The organism is Amphritea atlantica, assembly GCF_024347255.1.
Classification (GTDB): Bacteria; Pseudomonadota; Gammaproteobacteria; order Pseudomonadales; family Balneatricaceae; genus Amphritea; species Amphritea atlantica.
In genome coordinates, this window is record NZ_AP025284.1 from 2,388,374 (window position 1) to 2,410,410 (window position 22,037).

Genomic DNA, 22,037 nt, shown 5'->3' on the forward strand with positions numbered 1-22,037 from the left:
CTTATATCTCCGTATCCTTCAGAGCCTATTTTTCTGCGCTTATTTTTCAGGACCTGATCTCTCTCCCTGCTTTTCAATACCGATGAAGCGATAACCAACACCCGCTTCGGTTTCTATATAATGTGGGTTGGTGGGATCATCCTCGAGCTTGCTCCGCAGCCGCCCGATAAAAATACGCAGGTAGTGGGTGTCCTTGGTATGGTGAGCCCCCCAGATCTCCCGCAACAGATGTTGCTGGGTGAGAATACGCCCCGGATAGCTGATCAGCATCTGTAACAGCTCAAACTCCTTTTTCGAGAGATGCACATCGTCCCCGTTCAGGGCAACCCGGCGATTGAGCAGATCCACCACCAGACGGCCATCATCATAGCCCGTGGGCGGCACCTCAATACCGGAAAATGTACGCAACACCGCACGAATGCGAGCCAGCAGTTCATTGACGCCAAAAGGTTTTTCGACATAATCGTTGCAGCCGCTGTCGAGAGCCATCACTTTCTCCCGTTCACTGTCGCGCACCGAGAGCACGATCACCGGGCCTTTAAAGAAGTCCCGCAGGCTTTTTAATACCTCCTGGCCATCCATGTCGGGCAGCCCAAGATCGAGAATAATCATATCCGGCGCGTCAAGTGCTGCGGCCTTGAGGCCTTTGGCACCATCCTCCGCTTCCAGAATAGAGTAGCCCTGGGAGCTGAGGCTTATATTGAGAAAACGCCGGATTTGGGGTTCGTCATCAATCACCAGTATACGTGTCATCATCGTCGCTCTTTGAGGATAATTGAGTTTCAGGAAGGGGCAGGGACAGTCGCAGCGTGGTGCCCGAAGTGGAATCGCTTTCAAACACCGAAGCACTGCCTCCGTGAGCGCCCAGAATGCCCTGACATATCGCCAGCCCCAGCCCTGTGCCAGCGGGATACTGGTCGCCGTGAGCCATGGTAAAAAACATATCAAAGATACTGTCCCAGGATTCAGGTGGTATTCCGGGCCCCTCATCGTGAATATCGATATGCAGCTGAGTCTCCGCAGTGAATGCACTGACAGTGATCGCCGTACCCGGAGGCGCAAAACGGATCGCATTTTCCAGCACATTGAACAGTGCCTGCTCAATCAGCGCCGGATGCACATAGAGAAGTGGCATCTCGGGGGGCAGGCTAATATCCACCGTGACGTCCTGCAACAGAGGCTTACTGCGTTTGATAACCACGCTGAGAATATCATCAAGCCCCACCCAGTCGCGATCCAGAGTCAGTTCGCCATGCCCCAGCCGGGTCATATCCAGCAATTTCTGGATATAGCGATTTAGTCGCTGAGCCTCACTGAGAGTATTCTGTAGCAGTTCATCCTGCTGTGCCTGATCCAACGCGTCCCGCAGCTCTATCAGACTGGAGACAGAACCGATCATCGTTGCCAGCGGAGTCCGAAGATCATGGGATATAGAAGAGAGCAGTGCGGAGCGGAGCTGTTCCCGCTCTTTGACAGTGATCTCCTGCTGCAGGGTTTCACTCAGCACGACGCGGCTCCAGGCCAGCCGTGCAAGTCCGATAAAACCATCCAGACCAGAGCGCTGCAAGGAGGTCAGCGGCGCATCTGATTCAATTTTCAATAACCCCATACAGCCACGATGACTATTAAAAGCCACCAGCACCCGGGCTTTATCCTCTTTGAAAATAACCTCGGTGGCCGCGCTGGTGATATGCGGAGAGCTCAGCCCATATTTAGCGGTCAGCGACGCCAGCTCATCACTGCCCGGATAGTACGTCTGGGTTGTGAAACTGAAGCACTGAGTCAGATGTTGGGCCAGGGTTTTCATTACTGAAGGCCCGTTAACGCAGCCAGCCAGCTCCTGTGCCAGCAGCATCTGCTGCTGATTCCAGCGACTGCTGTCTTCCAGAGCGATCACTTTTTCCCGCAACCGTGCCGCGAGGTGTCCGGTCACCACTGCCACAAATATCAGCAGGGTCACCGTGAGAATATCCTCCTGATGCACCATAAAAAAGGTGAAATGGGGCTCCGTATGAAAGAAGTTGTAGGTGAGAAAACTCAATACGGCGCAAACCAGAGCCGGTTTTACCCGGGTTGTCACCGCCGTTAACAATACTCCGGCCAGGTAGATCATGGCGTAGTTTGCTTTCGGCAATACAGGGGATAATACCCAGGAGATCAGGGTCGCGATCAGCGGCGCTAACCAGGGCATGGTCCAGACTAGGCAGCGTTCTCGAATATTGGGTAATCCCATGATTTAGTTATCCTTTCCAGAAAACCGGTGAGAATAACACTATAACAGTCAGCAACTCCAAACGCCCCAGAATCATCGCAAAAGAGAGTATCCATTTACCCAGATCGGGAAGGGGCTCAAAGCTGCCCGCCGGGCCGATAATATCTCCCAGACCCGGGCCAACATTGGTCAGAGCGGTGGCCGCTCCGGTAAAGCTGGTAACAAAATCGATGCCGATAGCGGTCAGTAGCAGGGTGGTAATGGCCAACGCCAGAAAGAACATAAAGGAGAACGCCACCGCCGAAAAGATAATATCGTCATGCACCAGCTTGCCATTGTAATGGATGGCAAATACGCCGCGGGGGTGAACCAGCTTGCGGAACTGATCCCCCAGAAATGAAAACGACAGCTGAAAGCGGAAGATTTTCATCCCCCCTGCAGTGGAACCCGAACAGCCGCCGATAAAGGTCACGATAAAAAACAGAGCGATACTAAACTCCCCCCAGAGAGTGTAATCAGATGATGCATAACCGGTGGTGGTGATCACCGATGTGACATTGAATGCCGTGTGTGTCAGCGCTTCAAAAAACGGCATCGTGTCGGTAATCATCAGTTGCGCCGTCAGAATTGCAACCAGCCCGGCGACAATCATTAAAAACCCCTTTACCTGCTGATCCGACAAGCTTTTGAAGGAGGGGTTAACCAGAAAACGGATAAACAGCGTGAATGGCAGGCCACCCAGTAGCATAAAGAAGACTGAAACCCAGAGAATCATCGGGCCAAATCGTCCCATGGAACGATCATCGGTGGCATAGCCGCCGGTCGACACAGTGGTGAACGCGTGGTTGATCGCATCAAAGGAGTTCATCCCGGCAATCCAGTAACTCACCGCACAGAGGGTGGTAATCAGCAGATAACTGAACAGCAGCGTTCTGGCCAGCTCATGAAAGCGGGGCAGGGACTTTTCCGCCCAGTCCGATGACTCAGTCTGGAACAGACGCATACCACCGATACGCAGAAAGGGGAGAATGGTCACCGCCATGCCGATCACCCCCAGACCACCCACCCATTGCAGCAGCGAGCGCCACAACAGCAGGCTGGGTGGGAGGTCTTGCAAGCCACTCAACACCGTAGAGCCGGTAGTGGTAATACCGGAGACCGACTCAAACACCGCATCAGAGAGTGAAAGCGGGTGATGGCAGAGCATCAGGGGCAGCGCGCCAAGAAACGACAGCAGCATCCAGCTAGAGCTGGTCAGCAGGTAGAGTTGGCGTGATGTCAGGGTAAAGGATGAAGACCTGAACAGCAGAATCAGAACAATGCCGAGCATAATACTGAGCCCGGCAGAGAGAAGAAAAGGGATCATTTCCGGATCATGGCTGATGAAAAAGGCATAGCCTGCCGGTATCAGCATCAGCGCTGCCATTATCAATGATAATACCCCGCAAACATACAGAACAGGGCGAAAGAGCTTAATCATTGCAGTGCTACCTCAAGAATCCATACCTTAATTATCCGCTGAACTGCTGTAAATATTCGATTGTGAAAACAGCATCGGGACGTAAAATTTGCGTAAATATGCGGCTAAACACTGCAACTAAACTCGGCAGCAACAGCGCTCTGTCTCTATCGTACTTTATTTATTTACCCCTATATCATGACGCGCCATTAATTTAATCTTTGATGATAAAATATCAGTGGCGACAGGTCTCCCCATGCAGGCTTTTTCCTCTCCGATACTCTCATAGATAACAATCGCAATGCCAGGTAATCACACTTGATGAAAAACAGTTCGCAGGCCACTGACAACATGAAAGGGTGCTTCTTTATGCTTCTGGCGATGGCAGCATTTTCCCTGGAAGATATGTTTATTAAAAGCGCCGTTGCCGTTGTGCCACTCGGGTATGCGGTGCTTGCGTTTGGTGTTGGTGGCGCTTTGACATTCCTCTGTCTGATGAAGTCCAGAGGCGAGTCAACCGTACCGCCGGATATCCTCAGCAAGGCGATGCTGGTTCGGGTGATCTGCGAGATTATCGGTCGCTCATTTTTTGCTCTGGCGATTATCTTAATGCCGCTTTCCAGTGCTTCGGCAATACTTCAGGCAACCCCCCTGGTGGTAGTGCTGGGGGCGGCGGTTTACATGAATGAAAAGATCTCTGCATCGCACTGGCTGGCGATCTTTGCCGGCTTTATCGGAGTGCTGATGATTGTCCGGCCCGGTCCGGGGGACTTTAATCCCGCTTCTCTGTTTGCCGTGGCCAGCACACTGGGCTTCGCCGGTCGCGACCTGGCCACCCGGGCTGCATCCCCCAAACTATCCAATTATCAATTGGGTTTCTATGGATTTCTGGTGCTGATAGCGTCAGGCGGCTGCCTGTCATTTATCGAAAATAAAACCTTTGCTATCGATTCCTCCTCGGCGGTACAGATAGCCGCAGCGATCCTGTTTGGCGTTATCGCCTACAATGCACTGACCATCGCCATGCGTTCCGGCTCAATCTCCGTCGTTGCACCCTTTCGCTATTCGCGGGTCATCTTTGCTCTGATTCTGGGGATAGTGATATTTGACGAACAACCCGACCTGATGACGCTGTCAGGCACCTTAGTGATTGTTATCAGCGGTATCTACATTCTCTATAGCCGTCGAATAAAGCGGGATACCGCTGAGTGCATTGAAAACGTTAATAAACCCTGAAGGTACTACCTGTAAGCTCTGTTTATAGGTTCTGTTTGTAAGTTCTGCTTGTAAGTTCTGTTTCTGTCTGCATAGGCTATATTGTCTAGACACATCTGGATTCGTTAAGAAAGACCCAATACCAGAAGAGCAGGTCGCAACACTATCAGGAGGCCACATGAATAACCGCAACGGTGAAGACGCTCGCGCCAATATTACAATTCCTCAGGAAGCCTTTGACTGGTACGACGAATATGCCCATGGTGATATTGATCGACGCACCTTCATGGCACGTCTCGCTACACTGGGAATTGCCGGACTTACTCTGAGCACGATTTCCGGAGTATTAATCCCCGACTACGCGCTGGCTGAACAGGTTTCCTTCAACGACCCGGATATTAACGCCCGCTATCTTGAATTTGATGCGCCTGAAGGCCATGGAAAAGGGCGGGGATATCTGGTCGTACCAACGGGCGTCAGCAGTGATAAACCTGCCGCCGCTGTGTTGGTAGCCCATGAAAACCGAGGCCTGAATCCGTACATTGAAGATGTCGCCCGACGGCTGGCAAAAGCAGGTTTCGTCGCGTTTGCGCCCGACGCACTGTATCCCCTGGGAGGATATCCCGGTAACGATGATGAAGGCCGGGCGATGCAGAAAACCCTGGTGCGTAACAAAATAGAGGGAGACTTTGCGGGCGCCGCACGGATGTTAACCGCACACGAGCTGACAACCGATAAACTGGGAGTCGTCGGTTTCTGTTTTGGCGGCTATCTGACCAACCAACTGGCAGCGATGTTGCCGGAGAGTGTCGATGCTGCTGTACCATATTATGGCACGCCACCGCAAAGCCCGGTGGCTGATATAAAAGCGGTAATGCAGCTACATTTTGCCGGGCTGGATACCCGTGTGAATGGTTACTGGCCCGAGTACGAGGCGGCATTGAAAGCGGCAAAGATAGACTATACCGCCTACATCTACCCAAATGTAAACCACGGTTTCCATAATGATTCGACAGCCCGTTATGATGAAAATAGTGCCGAGCTTGCCTGGAGCCGGACACTGGAGTTTTTCAAGCAGTATCTGAGTTAAAAACATAATCCCCTTATTTGAGTCGGTGAGGGGATTTTTACTGCATCGGGTTTACAGCAGATAACTGGCCATCAGTTTTACACTGTTTTGAACGCAATCTGTATCTGTCACTGATGATTCTCTGTTTATATAATCGTCCTAACTCACCGCCTCCCGGCCTCCCTAAACCCAAGCCGAAATATATCTTATGCCTACTGCTACCAATGCCGGCCATGTAAAGCTTCTCAGCCTGTTTGTCGTTGCGTCCTGCCTGATCCTGGCGATCAATTTTGGTCTGCGCTCCTCTATGGGTTTTTTTATGGCACCCATTTCCGCCGAGTTTGGTTATGGCCGGGAAGTATTTGCTTTCTCGCTGGCGCTGCAAAATCTCTGCTGGGGCTTGTTTCAGCCGTTTACCGGAGCATTTGCCGACCGTTTTGGAACCTTCAGGACACTGGTTATCGGAGCCTTGCTCTATGCCCTGGGTATCTATATCACCGCAACCACTGACAGCGTCTGGAGTCTGCACACCGGTGCCGGTATTCTGATCGGAATGGGTATTGCGGGAACCGGATTCGGCGTTATTCTGCCGGCGCTGGCAAGGATGGTCGCACCGGAAAAATGTGCTTTCGCTCTGGGCCTGGGAACCGCTGCCGGTTCTGCAGGACAGTTGATGGTGATTCCGGTGGCTCAGGCGTTTATTAGTCTCTATGGCTGGCAGACTGCACTTTTACTGATGAGTGGCGGGGCGCTGATGATGATCATTCTGGCCACAACCTTTCGCCATGTAAATGAAGCAGAAACAACGGCTGAAGAAATTTCACCTCAACCGCTGAAAGAGGCGCTGCAGGAAGCCGGAAGCCATCTGCATTACTGGCTACTGATCGCTGGCTTTTTTGTCTGTGGTTTTCAACTGGCCTTTATCACCGTGCATATGCCCTCATTTCTTTCCGATCAGGGGTTTGATTCTACGGTCGCTGTTACCAGCCTTTCGCTGATCGGTCTGTTTAACATATTTGGCTGTCTGCTGTTTGGTTCCTGGTCCGGACGCTACTCAAAGAAAAAGCTGCTTGGAATAATCTACGGGCTGCGTGCGGTGGTCATCGCTCTGTTTATGCTGCTGCCAATCAGCACGACAACGGTATACCTGTTTTCCATTGCCACCGGGTTTCTCTGGCTGGCTACCGTGCCAGCCACCTCTGGCCTGGTGGCGCAGATGTTTGGTCTGCGTCATATGGGGACGCTCTATGGCATTGTTTTTCTTAATCACCAGCTAGGTTCATTCGTTGGGGTCTGGGTTGGTGGCTATATGTTTGATCAGACAGGTAGTTACAGCAGTGTCTGGTGGGCGGCTGCCGCGATCGCCTTGCTAACGGCGGTGATTCATATCTTTATCGATGAGCGTCCGGTAAAACGACTGAGGGCAGGGCAGGCTGCTGCAATGGGTTAAATCAATCATGCCCATAACAGTCAATTCCGGCGAAAAAAAGGCGCTTTCTGAAACCAGCAAAGCGCAAACATAGGAAGGAACAACAGGGAAAACTTAAGCCTCGATCTGTGCAATCAGATCGGCATAGTGCTTATCAAAACTTCTGAACACCATATCATTATGGCTGCAGCAGCGAATGGAGCCGGTTTTGATGTTGTACACCCAGCCATGGACTTCGACTTTACCGGTCGCCAGTTTCGCGGCTACGACCGGATGGGTGCGGATATGCTGCACCTGCTGAAGCACGTTTTCTTCAATCGCTTCGTTCAGGTGCTCTGATCCCACCGGATGATCATGGGGGATATCGTGCCGCTCCCGCACAATCTCCATCGCCGAACGGCAGTGTCCCAGCCACTCTTTAACATGGGGCAGACCATTCAGGGCGTTAAGATCCAGAGCCCCTTTGATTGCACCACAGTCGGTGTGACCACAGATAATAATATGACGCACTCCCAGCACCGCCACCGCATACTCAATTGAGGCGGTCATGCCGCCGGTTTCGTTGCTGTGGGGCGGAATAATATTACCTGCGTTACGGCAGATAAACAGATCGCCGGGCGACGTACCGGTCAGCAGGTTAGGATCGATACGTGAGTCGGAGCAGGTTGCAAACAATACATCAGGGCTCTGCCCATCAGCCAGAGTGCCAAACAGGTCTTTATGTTCCGGGTATACATTCTGCCGGAAGTTAATCACGCCTTTTACTATTTTATCCACGCACAGATTCTCTCAGCTTTGTAGTGTATTACTATACGGTTATGGGGGTTGCCTCCCATAACCGCTACATAACGCAGAGCTCAAGACTCTCAGCTTATTGCGTTATTCGATTTCAGCAAGGACTTCGCCGGGGGTGACGCGGTCACCTTTGGCCACGTGAATCGCTTTAACCGTACCGGCGATATTGGCGTGAATCTCCATCTCCATCTTCATCGCTTCAGCCACCAGAATGGCCTGGCCCGCTTCGACCACATCGCCCTCCTTAACCAATACTTCGAAGATGTTGCCTGGCATCGCAGTGGTGACATGACCAGGCTGGCTGGCGTGTTTACGACCACTGCTACCTTCGGAAACAAACTCGTTCTGAGGTTCAAAGATTACCTCTTCCGGCACACCGTCCATCGACATGTAGATCTTACGCTTACCACTACCAAACTCACCTACGCCGGTAACCGCGATATCATAGACCTCACCATGCACCTCAATCTTAAACTCAGAGGCACCGGCCTGACCCAGTTTTGCGCCTTTAGCGGCATCAGGGGGTAATAGCTCCTCGGGTTTCAGAGTCCCCTCTGCACGCTGCTGCAGGAACTCACGTCCCAGATCGGGGAACATCGCGAAGGTGAGAACATCCTCTTCGGTCAACGCCAGATCACCGATATCCTCACGCAGTTTGTTCAGCTCAGGCTTGAGCAGATCCGCCGGACGACCAACATCAACACTTTCATTTCCGATCGCTTTCTTCTGCAGTTGCGCATCCACTTCAGCAGGTGCCGCTCCGTAACCACCCTGCAGGTAACGCTTAACCTCATTAGTGATGGTTTTGTAGCGCTCGCCCGCCAGCACGTTATACACCGCCTGTGTACCCACAATCTGTGAAGTGGGTGTAACCAGAGGAGGGTAGCCCAGATCTTTACGCACCCGGGGAATCTCAGCGAACACCTCCCGGATCTTATCCAGTGCATTCTGCTCTTTCAGCTGGTTAGCCAGGTTGGACATCATGCCACCCGGCACCTGATTGATCTGCACCGAGACATCTTCGCGGGTGAACTCGCTTTCAAACTGATGATATTTCTTACGGACTTCACGGAAGTAGTCAGCAATCTCAGCCAGCAACTCAAGATCCAGTCCGGTATCATAAGCGGTCCCCCGCAGAGCGGCTACCTGACCTTCAGTGGCCGGATGACTGGTGCCATTGGCAAATGAGGAGATCGCTGTATCGATGCGATCAGCGCCTGCTTCAATGGCTTTCAACTGACACAGCGGAGCAAGTCCAGCAGTGGAATGGCTGTGAACCACAACCGGCAGGTCCAGCTCTGCTTTCAGTGCGGCAACCAGATCATAGGTTGCATAAGGTGTAAGCAATCCCGCCATATCTTTAATAGCGATGGAGTCAGCCCCCATATCGCGCATAGCAATCGCCTGCTTTACAAACAGTTCAGGAGTGTGCACCGGACTGGTGGTGTAGCAGATCGTCCCCTGAGCGTGCTTACCCGCTTTTTTCACCGCTTTCATGGCGGTTTCCAGGTTGCGGATATCATTCAGCGCGTCGAAAACACGGAACACATCGATACCGTTTTTAGCCGCTTTCGCAACAAACGCTTCAACGACATCGTCTGCATAATGACGGTAACCGAGCAGGTTCTGACCCCGCAGCAGCATCTGCAGACGGGTGTTTGGCAGGGCAGCACGTAGTTGGCGCAGACGCTCCCATGGGTCTTCCTTCAGGAAGCGCACACAGGCATCAAAGGTAGCGCCGCCCCAAACCTCCAGAGACCAGTAGCCTACCTGATCCAGTTTTTCACAGATCGGCAACATATCTTCGGTACGCATACGGGTCGCGATCAGGGACTGGTGGGCATCCCGCAAAATCACATCGGTGACTTCAATTTTCTTTGCTTGATTCATGTTTACAGTACTCACTGTAGTTTCTCCTGCAACCGCTCCGGCGGTCAGCTGAAATTAGTTTCTTTGCTATCAGATGCGGATGAAAGCGCTTAAATACGCGTTACCAGCCCGCATGGGCCGCAATCGCAGCGGCAACCGCCAGAGCCATCTCACTGGGATGACGCTTGTCGGAATAGCCCAGCAGCTCTGGATGCTCCGGAACAAAGCTGGTGTTAAAATTCGCGTCCTGAAATTCAGGATGCTTGAGAATCTGTTGGTAATAGTTCGCTGTGGTTTTAATACCGTGCAGGCGCATATCATCCAGCGCTCGCTGGCCACGGGCGATTACTTCCTCCCAGGTCAGCGCCCAGACCACCAGCTTCAGACACATGGAGTCGTAGTAGGGCGGTATCTCGTAACCGGTATAGATCGCGGTATCAACACGCACACCGGGGCCACCCGGCGCATAGTAGTGAGAGATACGGCCAAAGCTTGGCAGAAAGTCATTTTTCGGGTCTTCAGCGTTGATCCGGAACTGCAGGGCATAACCTCGATAGGAGATATCTTCCTGGCGGTAGCTCAGTGGCAGACCCGATGCGATGCGCAGCTGTTCGCGGACTATATCAACCCCGGTAATCTGCTCAGTGATGGTATGCTCAACCTGAACCCGGGTATTCATCTCCATAAAGTAGACCTGATTCCCGGTCAGCAAAAACTCTACAGTCCCGGCATTTTCATAACCAACAGCCTCCGCCGCTTTAACAGCAAGACCACCAATATACTGACGCTGTTCCGGGGTTAACTGCGGGCTGGGCGCGATCTCGATAAGCTTCTGGTTACGCCGCTGTATTGAACAGTCCCGTTCATACAGGTGGACCACATTACCCTGACTATCAGCCAGCACCTGCACCTCAATGTGGCGCGGGTCAACTATGCACTTCTCCATAAACACTTCAGCAGACCCAAACGCTTTGGTCGCTTCGGAGATAACCCGGGGGTATTGCAGTTTAAGTTCTTGCGGTGTATCGCAACGACGGATACCGCGGCCACCACCACCGGAGGTCGCTTTGATCATGATCGGATAGCCGATCTCATCCGCCAGCTTTAATGCCTCATCGACATCAGCAAGGTTACCCTCTGAACCGGGGGTGATGGGAACACCGGCGGCACGCATCGAGTCACGCGCCTGGGTCTTGTCACCCATCTTGTGGATGACATCAGATTTAGGCCCGATAAAGGCGACGCCATGCTGTTCACACAGTCGGGCAAATTCAGCATTTTCTGACAGGAAACCGTAGCCCGGATGGATGGCGTCACAGCCGGTTTCCAATGCCATATTGACGATCCGGCGTGGGTCAAGATACCCGGCCAGGGGATCATCACCCAAAGAATAGGACTCATCAGCACGTTTGACATGCAGTGCATAACGGTCAGGCTCGGTATAAATCGCCACAGAGCGGATGCCCATCTCGGCACAAGCGCGGACGATACGCACCGCAATCTCACCCCGGTTGGCGATCAGTACTTTTTTGATCATGAAACTCTCCTCTGCCTCCGGCTCGTTGCCGTAAGTGTGTAAATAAATCCTAGTCGCAATCTTTGATAAGTAGAAATTGATATTTTTTTGTTTATCTATAAGGTATTACTTATAGATAAACCTATGAGATCGATTTTGTGCCACTGTCTATTCAAAAAATGACCAGTCGCCTGAGTTTTCGTCAGCTTCAGGTGTTTAAAGCGGTCTATGAGCTGCAAAGCTACAGTAAGGCGGGCGAACTTCTGGGGCTGACGCAGCCTGCCGTTAGCAGCCAGATCCGCCAGTTGGAGCAGGGCGTGGATCAGCCCCTGTTTGAGTATGTTGGCAGACGCCTTTTCTGTACCGCAGCGGGCGAACGTTTGTACGAGAGTATCAATGCGATTTTTATCGAACTGTCAGACCTGCAGACCGATCTGGGGGCGCTGAAAGGCAACATCGCTGGCGAGTTAAAACTGGTGGCCGTGAATACAGCGCAATATATGGTGCCTTACCTGTTGCGGGCATTTCTCGACCTGCACCCGCTGATCAGTGTACGGATCAGAGTGGTCAACAGGGCGACAGCCCTGCAGGGGCTGAATGAAAATAACGATGATCTGGTGATTATGGGGATGGTGCCGACCGATAAACCCCTCGCATCGTTGCCATTTCTGGATAATGAGCTGGTTCCGGTCGTCCCTCAGGGACACCCGCTGCTGGAGCAGTCTCAGATCAGCCCACAGCAGTTTCTCAGTAGTGGACTGCTGGTACGTGAGCAGGGGTCAGGCAGTCGGCTGGCACTTGAACAACACTGTCAGCAACAGCGGTTACGCTTTCCTCCCAGTATGGAGATAGGCTCTAACGATGCATTAAAGCATTCGGTTATCGCCGGCCTGGGAGTCGCGGTATTGCCCAAGCTGAGCATTCTCTCTGAACTTGAACTGGGACGACTTATTATTCCTCAGATAGACGGATTTCCTTTGCGCCGCAGCTTCTGTGTGGTACACCCTCAGGCTAAACATCCAACCCCGGCGATGCAGGCGTTTCTGGATTATATTCAGCAAAATATTAAACAGTTTGAGCGAATGTTTTTGGGGGATTAAACAGATGAATGGACGGTTCAGAGAATTTTTCATAAAAACTATCGATGTTAATGACGAAATGTGCGGCAGATCCTATAGAATAGGTCGCAATTAAAGTCAGGTTAAGCTGGCATAGATGAAGCTAAGCTCGTTCGTATCTGCGTTACTTTATCCAACCGCCCTGACAGAATCATTCAGGTTTCCTTATTCAGCAGGATTAGTTAATTACACATATGATTAAACAAACATTATTTATTCTTGCTCTGTGCCTGCAGAGCTCCTTGGCGGTTGCCGCTATCGACTGGTTTAAAGATGAGAATGGTAAAACCAAGTGGCAACATCTGGCCAATTTCAGCAGCGGCACCCTGATCATAATTCTGTCGATTACCGCTATCTATCTGTTCATCTACAGTCGTCGTGCGCACCGCGCCAATCGTGAACTGACTCTGATTAAAAATGAGCTGGAACAACGGGTTGAGGAGCGTACGGCAGCGCTTAAGGAGTCCAACAGCAAACTGATCGAGAGCAACCATCTGCTGGAATCAGAAGTTGCACAGCACGTGATTACCGCCAATCAACTGCGTTCATCCGAGTCATATATCAAAGATATCCTGACCTCAATGCCCCTGATGCTGGTGGGGCTGGATAAAGAGGGGCGGGTCACCCAGTGGAACCGTCGGGTTGAGGAACTCTCCGGCGTCCCGGCACAGAAAGCACTGGGTAAAACCCTGTGGGAAGCCTATCCCACTATGACCGTGGTGCCCGAGCATATTCAGCAAGCGATTGAACAGAACAAAACCATCCACCTGAAGCAGAGTCTGCGTAGCCTGTCCCATTTTGATATCACCATCTACCCCCTGAACGGTCCGGAACCCGGTGTTGTTATTCTGGTGGACGATGTATCTAAAGAGACCACCGCCGAAAACCTGCTGATCCACAATGATAAAATGTCATTTATGGGTGAGCTGGCATCCTCTATGGCTCATGATATCAATATCCCGTTGCAGGCGATTCTGATGGACCTGAAACGGTTTAAAAATATTATGGCGGAGAACCATCTGGCGCTGGAGCAGGGCGGTAACGACAAAACAGCGCTGCTGGAATCGATCTACAATGATATGTCGGATAAGGGCGATCAGGTTTCCAAAATTATTCATAACCTGCTGACCTTTGCCCGCAATCGTCATTCAGAAAAACAGATGGCAGATATCGTTGATGTGATGGAACATACCGTCAATCTGGGAAAAGAGGTTATCTCGGTCTCTGATGGTTTCCGGTTTAACCAGGTGAAGCTGGAATGGCAGGTTGAAAAAGGACTGCCTCAGGTTCCCTGTTATATTACCGAACTGCAGCAGGTGTTTCTCAGCCTGTTCCGACACGCCTGTATCGCACTTCAGAAAAAGAGCGTCAGTGAGAGTTTTGAGCCAATCATAAAGATAATTCTTTCAGAGAGTTACGACAATATGTGGATCAAGATTCAGCACAACGGGACAGGCCTGACCAACGAACAGCAGATGAGTCTGTTTGAACCCTTTTTCAGCACCACCCAACAAGCTGACAGTTTTGATACCGGTGAGCATCTCTCATTTTCTTACTACATCATTACCGAGCAGCATCAGGGACATATGGCGGTCACCTCTGACGTGGATGTAGGTTCAACCTTCCATATGCAGATTCCGATTACGCGATAACAGGCTCTATGGACACGGATGTTGATATTGCGCCAGCCGACCAAAGCCCTGAAGGAGAATAAAACCTTTTTGAACCATCTGTCCTTGCGACACAACGGCAGTGCTATGCCGAAGTTGCTGGCTGTTTCCGCCCTCATCGTTGCCATTGCCGGGGGCACAGCTTACAGCGTTTTCCCCGGCAGTGCGCTCCCGGGCCGCAATAGCACTGTTGAGCTTCAGCCATCATCCGCCCCAAGCGGTAACAGCACGTCTATCCTGCAAGCCTATCAGCATCACCAGAGCAATCTGCAGGTCAGCGGCACGGGTGTGGTGGTTAAGGTATTAGCAGACGACCTGAAGGGCAGTCGTCATCAACGTTTTATTCTCAGGCTACCGTCAGGCATCACTATTCTCATCGCTCACAATATCGATCTGGCACCCCGCCTTGATTCATTGAGACCAGGAGACCACGTTCGCTTTAATGGTGAGTATGAATGGAATCCGAAAGGGGGAGTGGTCCACTGGACCCACCGCGACCCACAAGGCAGGCATGTTGACGGCTGGCTGGAGCACAACACCAGGCGGTATCAATAAGCGGTTATGTAGTTAAAAACGAAGGGGGGAGTAAAAGAGAGGGTTGAGCGTTGTCTGAAGAAAAGGCAAGGGAGTTGTAGCATCCATACTACGCCCCCTTAAGTCAGCCATCCATTTCCATGTAGCCGTTGCTTCCTGCAATCCTTCTGGCCACGTTGCTGAGTTCCGTAATCAAATCCCTGATTACCCTGAACACGTTAAGCATACTAAGGTCTATGCCGTTATTTGTAACTAAGACAAATTCCTATTTATGCAAATATTTTCAATCAGTTAAGCATTACCGGTGAAAAAGTAAATACCGTCTCACTGGCAGGGTTAACGGTCATCTCAATCCAGCTGTTATCCTCCTCACCAAACACCTGTACGCGGGTGAAGTTCGCTGTCAGTTGCCCATTAGGGTTGTACATCGGCTTATCCATTTTAAAGAAGTGAGAATCGCCGTTAATCAGTACAACCTGGCCGTCATAGCTCTGAGTTTCGCTGATCAGCGTTTTGAAGAAATCAGTGAAACCGTTTTTATCATCCAGGCTTGTCATAAAGTCATCTTCATATCCACCATCAGAGAGCTCAAACGGGAAGAAGATGTCAGCCTGAATAATGATCGCTATACCAGCAAGCTGATCTTGCTTCGCTTTCGCAAACGACTCCTTAAGCCACTCAATGTTTTTAGCATTTCGCGCTTTATACTCTTCGCTGGCCGCCGCACAGTCTTCAGCACTGCGTTTAGATTTCTTGGTGCACTGTTTTTCAGTCACCACCAGGTTGTTGTTACTACCGGTGACCGCGAGGGCAACAAACTCAACGTTGCTGGCAACGAAACGGCTGTTTTCACTGTAGGCTTCACCCAGCTCACCCTGACGCTCAACCGCAATGGGGCTCTTACCCTGGGTAGTCGCCTTATTGAAAAAGGTTTTACGCAAAAATGACAGACGCTCAAGTGGGTCGTAAGCACCATTACTGGTGCGGTGGCAATCGGTCCACTCATTATCACCCAGCGTATACAGTGTCGGCATATCAAGCCTGTTATAAACACTGATAATATCGTCACCAATCGCTTTGTCGCTACATTCACTGCTGCCGTTTTTAGTATCACCGGCATACATGGTGAAGTTCAGCTTATGGGCATTCATCGACTCGATGGTCTGACTTGTCCGCTGTGCTTTTTCTGCAGCGTCTTTGCTGTAAAACTGATCTCCCCAGAGGCCTACTTTCAGGGTTTCAGCACGCTCTTGTGCCATCACGAGTGGAGCATTGGCCGCCAGCAACAGGCAGGAGCCGGATGCAGCTAGCAATAGTTTTTTCAGCATAATCGATTTAATCCCATAGTTCAGTTTACCGGCACTGTGCCCCGTCAGAATCTACCGATACACAGACCATATATTCAGCACAGGCATGCTAAATAGTGTCGGTGACAGAGCGATGACGTATAGATGACAGATTTATGAGGCCTATGATTACAGGGCAACCTGCAAATTGCCCGAAAGCGATGAATTCATGACTATACTCTATTTTCATAACGGCTTATCTTCATAACGGCTCTGCACAAAGAAGATAATTATCCATCTATCAGGCACTTAAAAGACGTGATAGGGTCGAATTATCAGATTTAACCTTGTGGGCGAGGTCCATAAAATCGTAACGACTACGATGACGCGATGCGTCAGAGGGAAATAACCATTCACCGAGGGAAAGCGATGAAAACAAAAATAATAGAACCTGCTGAGAATGCCTACCATTACCCGCTGCTGATTAAAAATCTGCTGCTATCGGGTAAGCGATATCAGCCCGACCAGGAGATTGTCTATAGCGATCTGTTCCGCTATGACTACCGCACTCTCTATCAACGTATCTGCAAGCTGGCGCATGTCTTAACTGATGCTGGCGTAGAGCCGGGTGACACCGTGGCACTGATGGACTGGGATAGCCATCGTTACCTGGAGGCCTACTTTGCTGTACCGATGATTGGCGCCATTTTACACCATGTTAATGTGCGTCTAAGCCCTGATCAGATCCAATACACGATGGACCATGCAGAGGACAAGCTGGTGCTGGTTCATGATGATTTTGTCGCTATTGCTGAGCAGCTGTCGACAGAGTTACCCCATGTGACTGGCTTCATCCAGCTAACTGACGAAGACCAGCCAGTAGCGACCTCTCTGAACATATTTGGCGAATATGAAACGCTGCTAAAAGGCGCCAGCGACCAGTATGAGTTTCCAGATTTCGATGAAAACTCGGTGGCAACCCTGTTTTACACCACCGGTACCACCGGTAACCCCAAAGGGGTGTACTTCTCCCATCGCCAGTTGGTGTTGCATACCCTGAATGGTGCGGCAACCCTGGGACTTTATGATGGGCAGCCAATGCTGCGTTCGGATGATGTCTATATGCCGATGACGCCGATGTTTCATGTACATGCCTGGGGCGTGCCTTATATCGCCACGCTGTTGGGGGTTAAGCAGGTTTATCCGGGCCGTTATGAACCCAATAAGCTGGTGAAGCTTTATCGTGATGAGAAGGTGACCTTCTCCCATGGCGTGCCGACGGTACTACAGATGATTCTCAACTGTGAAGAGGCTAAAACCACGGATATGACTGGCTGGAAAATGGTCACCGGGGGCAGCGCCCCGACACTGGCCCTGGCACAGCAGATGGCCGAAAAAGGGATTCTCTTCCATACCGCCTATGGTATGTCCGAAACCTGCCCACTGTTAACCACAACCTACATGCAGCCGGAAGCCCGTGAGCTTGATATGATCGATCAGATGCCGTTGCGCATCAAAACAGGTGTGCCTAATGCCATGGTTGATCTGCGGATTGTAGACCCTGCTGGCAACGAAGTCCCCCATGATGGCGAAGCGGTAGGGGAGGTTGTGGTACGGGCTCCCTGGCTGACTCAGGGGTACTATAAAGAGCCAGAAAAGGGCGCTGAGCTCTGGCAAAACGGCTGGTTGCATACCGGTGATGTGGCATCGATGGATGAAGCCAATGTACTGGAAATTAAAGACCGCATTAAGGATGTCATCAAAACCGGGGGAGAGTGGATCTCTTCGATTGAACTGGAGAGCCTGATCAGCCAGCACCCTCTGATTTCAGAAGTCGCAGTGGTGGGTGTTCCTGATGAAAAATGGGGTGAACGGGCCTTTGCTATGATTGTTCCTGTCGCGGGCAATACCGTTGACGCTGACGCAATCCAGGCACATCTTCAGCAGTTTGTTGACAGTGGCAGAATTAACAAATGGGCTATCCCAGAAAAGATCAGTGTGGTGTCAGATATACCAAAAACCAGTGTTGGTAAGCTCAATAAAAAGGTGATTCGTCAGCAGTACAGCGGCTAAGTTAGCGCCCCTCATCTGGGGCCAGCTTTCAGCCTTCATCCGTGCTCCGGTTTATATTTCAGCTGAGTTAGGTAATTGTCGATTTTTTAACTAAGCTATATTAGCTGTTATTAATATTCGAAAAAAAACGCTCTCCTGACAATAAAAAAACCGGAGCTAATGACGATGAACACCAAGAATAAAAAATCGGTAGGCTTACACGCGTTATATGAAGAAGACCCTGCCACCGCAGACCTGAAGGTTTTCGGACGTGTCGCTAATCAGGACCGGCGTGGCTTTCTACGCGGGGCAGGTCTCACCAGTATGGCAGCGCTGTTGGGCGTGTCATTTATTCCCTACCACCGCAACATGCCTCAGGGTCTTATTCCCGCAGCGATGGCCGATGATACCACCCCGTTCTCTATCGAAGGGAAAGAGGGACTAACCATTCTTAATGACCGTCCGGTCAATGCGGAAACACCCGCACACCTGCTGGACGATGCGGTCACACCCACCAGCCGTCACTTCATTCGTAATAATGGCGTCCCTCCCGTTGAGGTTGATGCGGACAGCTGGCAGCTGACGATCGATGGGCTGGTTGAAAAGCCGCTCACGTTGTCCATTAAAGATCTGCAGGATAAGTTTGAGGTGGTTACCCGACCGGTTGTCGTCGAGTGCGGTGGTAATGGCCGTGCGGCCTTTGACCCACCTGCCAGTGGTAATCAGTGGACCTATGGTGCGGTTGCCTGCGCTGAATGGACCGGTGTCCGCTTAGCCGATGTACTCAAGGCTGCCGGAGTTAAACCCGGCGCGGTGTATACCGCTCACCACAGCGCCGATAAACACCTGTCCGGCAAAGAGGGCAAAGAAGCGATCTCCCGCGGTGTGCCTATCGAGAAAGCGATGGACCCCAATAACCTGATCGCGTTTGCCATGAATGGTAAACCGATCCATCCAATGAACGGCGCACCATTGCGACTGATCGTTCCCGGCTGGCCCGGCTCCTGTTCACAGAAATGGCTACAGCGCATCAATATCCGTGATCAGGTACATGACGGTGCCAAAATGACCGGTACCGCCTATCGCGTACCCAAACACCCGGTTGCAGCAGGGGAAAAGGTCCCTAAAGAAGACTTTGTTATCATCGAGCGGATGCCGGTCAAGTCCCTGATCACACATCCGGCCACCGGAACCATGCTCAACGAAAAAGCCCTGGAAGTGCGCGGCAACGCCTGGTCCGGCGAGCGTAAAATCACCCAGGTGGAGATCTCCATCGATTTCGGTGCCACCTGGATCACAGCCGAGCTGGGTGAACAGCCTAACTTTGGCGCCTGGCAACGCTTCAAAGCCCAGGTGACGTTCCCTGAGTCCGGCTATTATGAAGTATGGGCCAAAGCCACCGATGACAAGGGTGTCAGTCAGCCATTCGGGATCGCCTGGAACCCCAAAGGCTATCTCAACAACAGTATGCACCGGGTGGCAGTCAGAGTCAGTTGACAGGGTTCGATATGATCAGACAACTCACCACCGCACTGCTATTCAGCGTGCTTGCCGGGTCGGTTGGCTCTCAGTCAGCTTTTGCCGATCAGGCAAACCTTGCAGCCAGAGGCCAACAGCTGGTCCTGGTCTGCAAGGGCTGTCATACCTTAGCAAAGGGAGAACCACACAATATTGGCCCTAACCTCTGGAATGTTGTTGGCCGAAAGGTGGGGGCAGCTGCAGGTTTTGAATACTCTGAAGCGTTTAAACAGTTTGAAGGGAGCTGGACAGAGGACAACCTGAAACATTATCTGGCGTCTCCTGCTACCTTCATCCCCAATAACCACATGGCCTTTTCGGGTATCAGTTCAGAAACCGATCGCTCTGCGGTGGTCGCTTATTTGAAGACACTGACTGATGATGGGCCAGTGGTAGGGGCCTCCAGCAGTTTCGACTATGGCGGGCTAAAAGAGGGGGTTGGACGGGAAGATGTTTACACGGTCTGTTCTCGCTGCCACTCCATTATGCTGGTGAAACAGCAGGGCATGAGTCGCTCCCGCTGGACGGACACTCTGGTGTGGATGGTAGAAGAGCAGGGCATGGATGAACTACCAGCCGATCAGCATGAACGTATTCTCGATTATCTGGCAAAATATTACGGAGGGTAGTCGTTGCAAGCCTGCCTCAGGGGATATAAAAGAGGATTGCATAGAACAACACCAGGTTAACGGTAAAAGCCACCCATGTTTTTGCCCGAAAACCGGGCTTCACCGTCTTGTGATGGAAATACTTCTGCGATACCAGCGCACCGCCTGCACCACCCAAAAAGGACAGGCTGTGCAGCACAACTTCCGGAGCACGCGAAGTGTGCACAAGGAATGATCTGCGTTTATCCAGCCAGTAATAAAATGGCATAACGACAAAATTCATACCGATCATCTGGCCGGTCAATAGCCCCCGTAAACTCAGCGCGTCATCAACATTCAGTTGCGCTCCCAGGTTAACTATAAGCAGGGCGGCGACAGATGACATAAACAAGCCATTGGTTAGCCAGGTGGCAATCACCGTAGAGGAGAAAAAACGAAGAATCAGCCAGAGGCTGAGCCAGAATAAGACTATCTGAAGCGGGATAACCAGCATAGATATGTCAGATAGAATAGTGTCCATGAACACTCCTTGCCGCGTGATCACTGCTGATTTGATGTCAGCCCCGTCGTCTGGCCGCAATATTAATCCTAAAGCGGCGACGAGGAAACGGGGAATGACTGGTATTCGCGTAGCGATCTGCTACAATTTTTTAAGTTAACCCATAGGGAGAAAGTCATCATGGCAAAAGCACACTCTCCGCTGCGTTTAGAAGCGCAGTTAGTTGAAAAGGCCACCCTGGCAGGCAAGCAGTTACATCGTTCAACCGCAGAGCAGATTGAATATTGGGCGGATATAGGCCGAAGCGTTGCCAATGTCATCAGCCCCGATACGCTGATGCAGGTGTGTGCAGGCCTTGCCCGGGTGCGTATCGAGCCCGTTGTTGGCCCGGCAGTTGACCCTGATGTATTGTTCGAGGCTCTTGAAAATGATCGCACAAGCGGCCGCCTGAGCGATGACATTACCGCTGCATCGTTACGTTATCAGGCATCCGCCAGCCATCCGGGGTTGTTGGAGCAGATAGACAGCGATGGACACGTTTCTCTGGGGCAGTTCCGTAACGGCCAGTTTCAGGTAGAAAAAGGACTCGATACCGGTGCAGCCTAAACAGCTGTGGATGCTGACAGGGGGGAATGGTGCCGGTAAAAGCACCTTTTACCGAAAGTTTCTGCAACCGTTGGGGATGCCTTTCGTCAATGCCGACATCCTGGCAAAGCAACTGTTTCCGGATGACCCCGAAGGCAACAGCTATACCGCAGCACAACTGGCCGCAAATATGCGTCAACAGTTACTACTGGACGGTGCCAACTTCTGTTTTGAAACCGTTTTCTCTCACCCGTCAAAGATTGATTTCATCGCAAAAGCCAAAGCGCTCGGCTATCAGATTATTCTGGTACTGATTCATGTTCAGTCCAGCGCGCTTAACCATGCACGCATCAGTCAGCGAGTAGAAGAGGGCGGGCACTTTGTGCCTGAAGAAAAAGTGGAAGGCCGCATCCCCAGAACGTTAATCAATGTTCGTGCGGCTCTGCCGTTGTGTGATCAGGTGAGGATTCTGGATAACTCCAGCTCTACCGACCCTTTCCGCCAGATTGCCACTATCCGCCAGCAGGTGCTGACCTCACACATTGATCCGCTGCCCGACTGGGCGGCGGAACTGCTGACCGACCTCGTCTAATCAGCCAGGAG

19 protein-coding genes are annotated in these 22,037 nt (G+C 51.5%); 11 read left to right on the forward strand and 8 right to left on the reverse strand.

What is annotated here, in order from left to right:
- Positions 1-39 precede the first annotated feature (39 nt).
- The 3 genes from OCU43_RS10915 to OCU43_RS10925 are packed head-to-tail and all read right to left on the reverse strand — an operon-like array spanning position 40 to position 3,626.
- A complete protein-coding gene (locus OCU43_RS10915) occupies positions 40-756 on the reverse strand; it encodes a response regulator (RefSeq protein WP_376787864.1) in 717 nt (238 codons plus the stop codon).
- Entirely contained in the window at positions 731-2,233 is a 1,503-nt protein-coding gene (locus OCU43_RS10920) for a sensor histidine kinase (RefSeq protein ID WP_091359025.1), read from the reverse strand. The genes OCU43_RS10915 and OCU43_RS10920 overlap by 26 nt, the downstream gene beginning before the upstream one ends.
- 7 nt (positions 2,234-2,240) lie before the next feature.
- A complete protein-coding gene (locus tag OCU43_RS10925) occupies positions 2,241-3,626 on the reverse strand; it encodes a TrkH family potassium uptake protein (protein ID WP_245756583.1) in 1,386 nt (461 codons plus the stop codon).
- 366 nt (positions 3,627-3,992) lie between these two features.
- Between OCU43_RS10925 and OCU43_RS10930 the strand changes: the two genes are divergently transcribed.
- The 3 genes from OCU43_RS10930 (at position 3,993) to OCU43_RS10940 (ending at position 7,405) form a co-directional block, all read left to right on the forward strand.
- Positions 3,993-4,907: a DMT family transporter gene (locus tag OCU43_RS10930; protein ID WP_091359021.1), complete on the forward strand. Its 915-nt coding sequence runs from the start codon at positions 3,993-3,995 to the stop codon at positions 4,905-4,907.
- 157 nt (positions 4,908-5,064) lie between these two features.
- Positions 5,065-5,976 carry a dienelactone hydrolase family protein gene (locus tag OCU43_RS10935; protein ID WP_091359018.1) on the forward strand — a complete coding sequence of 304 codons (912 nt, stop codon included), beginning with the start codon at positions 5,065-5,067 and terminating at the stop codon, positions 5,974-5,976.
- 187 nt (positions 5,977-6,163) lie between these two features.
- The gene (locus OCU43_RS10940) at positions 6,164-7,405 is read left to right on the forward strand and encodes an MFS transporter (RefSeq protein ID WP_091359016.1); all 1,242 of its coding nucleotides are present in this window, start codon (positions 6,164-6,166) and stop codon (positions 7,403-7,405) included.
- A 93-nt stretch (positions 7,406-7,498) separates the two neighbouring features.
- On the opposite strand, the gene OCU43_RS10945 is transcribed toward OCU43_RS10940, so the two are convergent.
- From OCU43_RS10945 to OCU43_RS10955, 3 genes are all read right to left on the reverse strand, one after another.
- Complete coding sequence (locus OCU43_RS10945) at positions 7,499-8,161, reverse strand: carbonic anhydrase (protein WP_091359013.1); 663 nt, start codon at positions 8,159-8,161, stop codon at positions 7,499-7,501.
- 102 nt (positions 8,162-8,263) lie between these two features.
- Positions 8,264-10,069, reverse strand: coding sequence for a sodium-extruding oxaloacetate decarboxylase subunit alpha (gene oadA / locus OCU43_RS10950; protein ID WP_091359010.1), 1,806 nt, complete (start codon positions 10,067-10,069; stop codon positions 8,264-8,266).
- Between the two features lie 100 nt (positions 10,070-10,169).
- On the reverse strand, positions 10,170-11,585 hold the full coding sequence (locus OCU43_RS10955; RefSeq protein WP_091359006.1) for an acetyl-CoA carboxylase biotin carboxylase subunit: 1,416 nt from the start codon (positions 11,583-11,585) through the stop codon (positions 10,170-10,172).
- Positions 11,586-11,722: 137 nt separating this feature from the next.
- Between OCU43_RS10955 and OCU43_RS10960 the strand changes: the two genes are divergently transcribed.
- The 3 genes from OCU43_RS10960 (at position 11,723) to OCU43_RS10970 (ending at position 14,907) form a co-directional block, all read left to right on the forward strand.
- Positions 11,723-12,664 (forward strand): LysR family transcriptional regulator, encoded by a 942-nt coding sequence (locus tag OCU43_RS10960; RefSeq protein ID WP_091359003.1) that lies wholly within the window; start codon positions 11,723-11,725, stop codon positions 12,662-12,664.
- Between the two features lie 212 nt (positions 12,665-12,876).
- On the forward strand, positions 12,877-14,334 hold the full coding sequence (locus OCU43_RS10965; protein WP_091359000.1) for a two-component system sensor histidine kinase NtrB: 1,458 nt from the start codon (positions 12,877-12,879) through the stop codon (positions 14,332-14,334).
- 18 nt (positions 14,335-14,352) lie between these two features.
- Positions 14,353-14,907: a DUF3465 domain-containing protein gene (locus tag OCU43_RS10970; RefSeq protein ID WP_245756582.1), complete on the forward strand. Its 555-nt coding sequence runs from the start codon at positions 14,353-14,355 to the stop codon at positions 14,905-14,907.
- 266 nt (positions 14,908-15,173) lie between these two features.
- Here the strand turns inward: OCU43_RS10970 and OCU43_RS10975 are convergent, their stop codons facing one another.
- Complete coding sequence (locus OCU43_RS10975) at positions 15,174-16,214, reverse strand: hypothetical protein (RefSeq protein ID WP_091358998.1); 1,041 nt, start codon at positions 16,212-16,214, stop codon at positions 15,174-15,176.
- Positions 16,215-16,601: 387 nt separating this feature from the next.
- Here OCU43_RS10975 and OCU43_RS10980 point away from each other — a divergent pair, with 387 nt between their 5' ends.
- From OCU43_RS10980 to OCU43_RS10990, 3 genes are all read left to right on the forward strand, one after another.
- Positions 16,602-18,245: a fatty acid--CoA ligase gene (locus tag OCU43_RS10980; protein ID WP_091358996.1), complete on the forward strand. Its 1,644-nt coding sequence runs from the start codon at positions 16,602-16,604 to the stop codon at positions 18,243-18,245.
- 165 nt (positions 18,246-18,410) lie between these two features.
- Entirely contained in the window at positions 18,411-19,721 is a 1,311-nt protein-coding gene (locus OCU43_RS10985) for a sulfite oxidase (RefSeq protein ID WP_217647439.1), read from the forward strand.
- A gap of 11 nt (positions 19,722-19,732) precedes the next feature.
- Positions 19,733-20,371 (forward strand): c-type cytochrome, encoded by a 639-nt coding sequence (locus OCU43_RS10990; protein WP_091358991.1) that lies wholly within the window; start codon positions 19,733-19,735, stop codon positions 20,369-20,371.
- A gap of 16 nt (positions 20,372-20,387) precedes the next feature.
- Here OCU43_RS10990 and OCU43_RS10995 read toward each other — a convergent pair whose 3' ends face one another.
- A complete protein-coding gene (locus OCU43_RS10995) occupies positions 20,388-20,870 on the reverse strand; it encodes a DUF1294 domain-containing protein (RefSeq protein WP_091358988.1) in 483 nt (160 codons plus the stop codon).
- Between the two features lie 159 nt (positions 20,871-21,029).
- Here OCU43_RS10995 and OCU43_RS11000 point away from each other — a divergent pair, with 159 nt between their 5' ends.
- Complete coding sequence (locus OCU43_RS11000) at positions 21,030-21,455, forward strand: TA system antitoxin ParD family protein (protein ID WP_091358985.1); 426 nt, start codon at positions 21,030-21,032, stop codon at positions 21,453-21,455.
- Positions 21,445-22,026 (forward strand): ATPase, encoded by a 582-nt coding sequence (locus OCU43_RS11005; protein WP_245756581.1) that lies wholly within the window; start codon positions 21,445-21,447, stop codon positions 22,024-22,026. Before OCU43_RS11000 ends, OCU43_RS11005 begins: the two co-directional genes overlap by 11 nt.
- Positions 22,027-22,037: the final 11 nt, after the last annotated feature.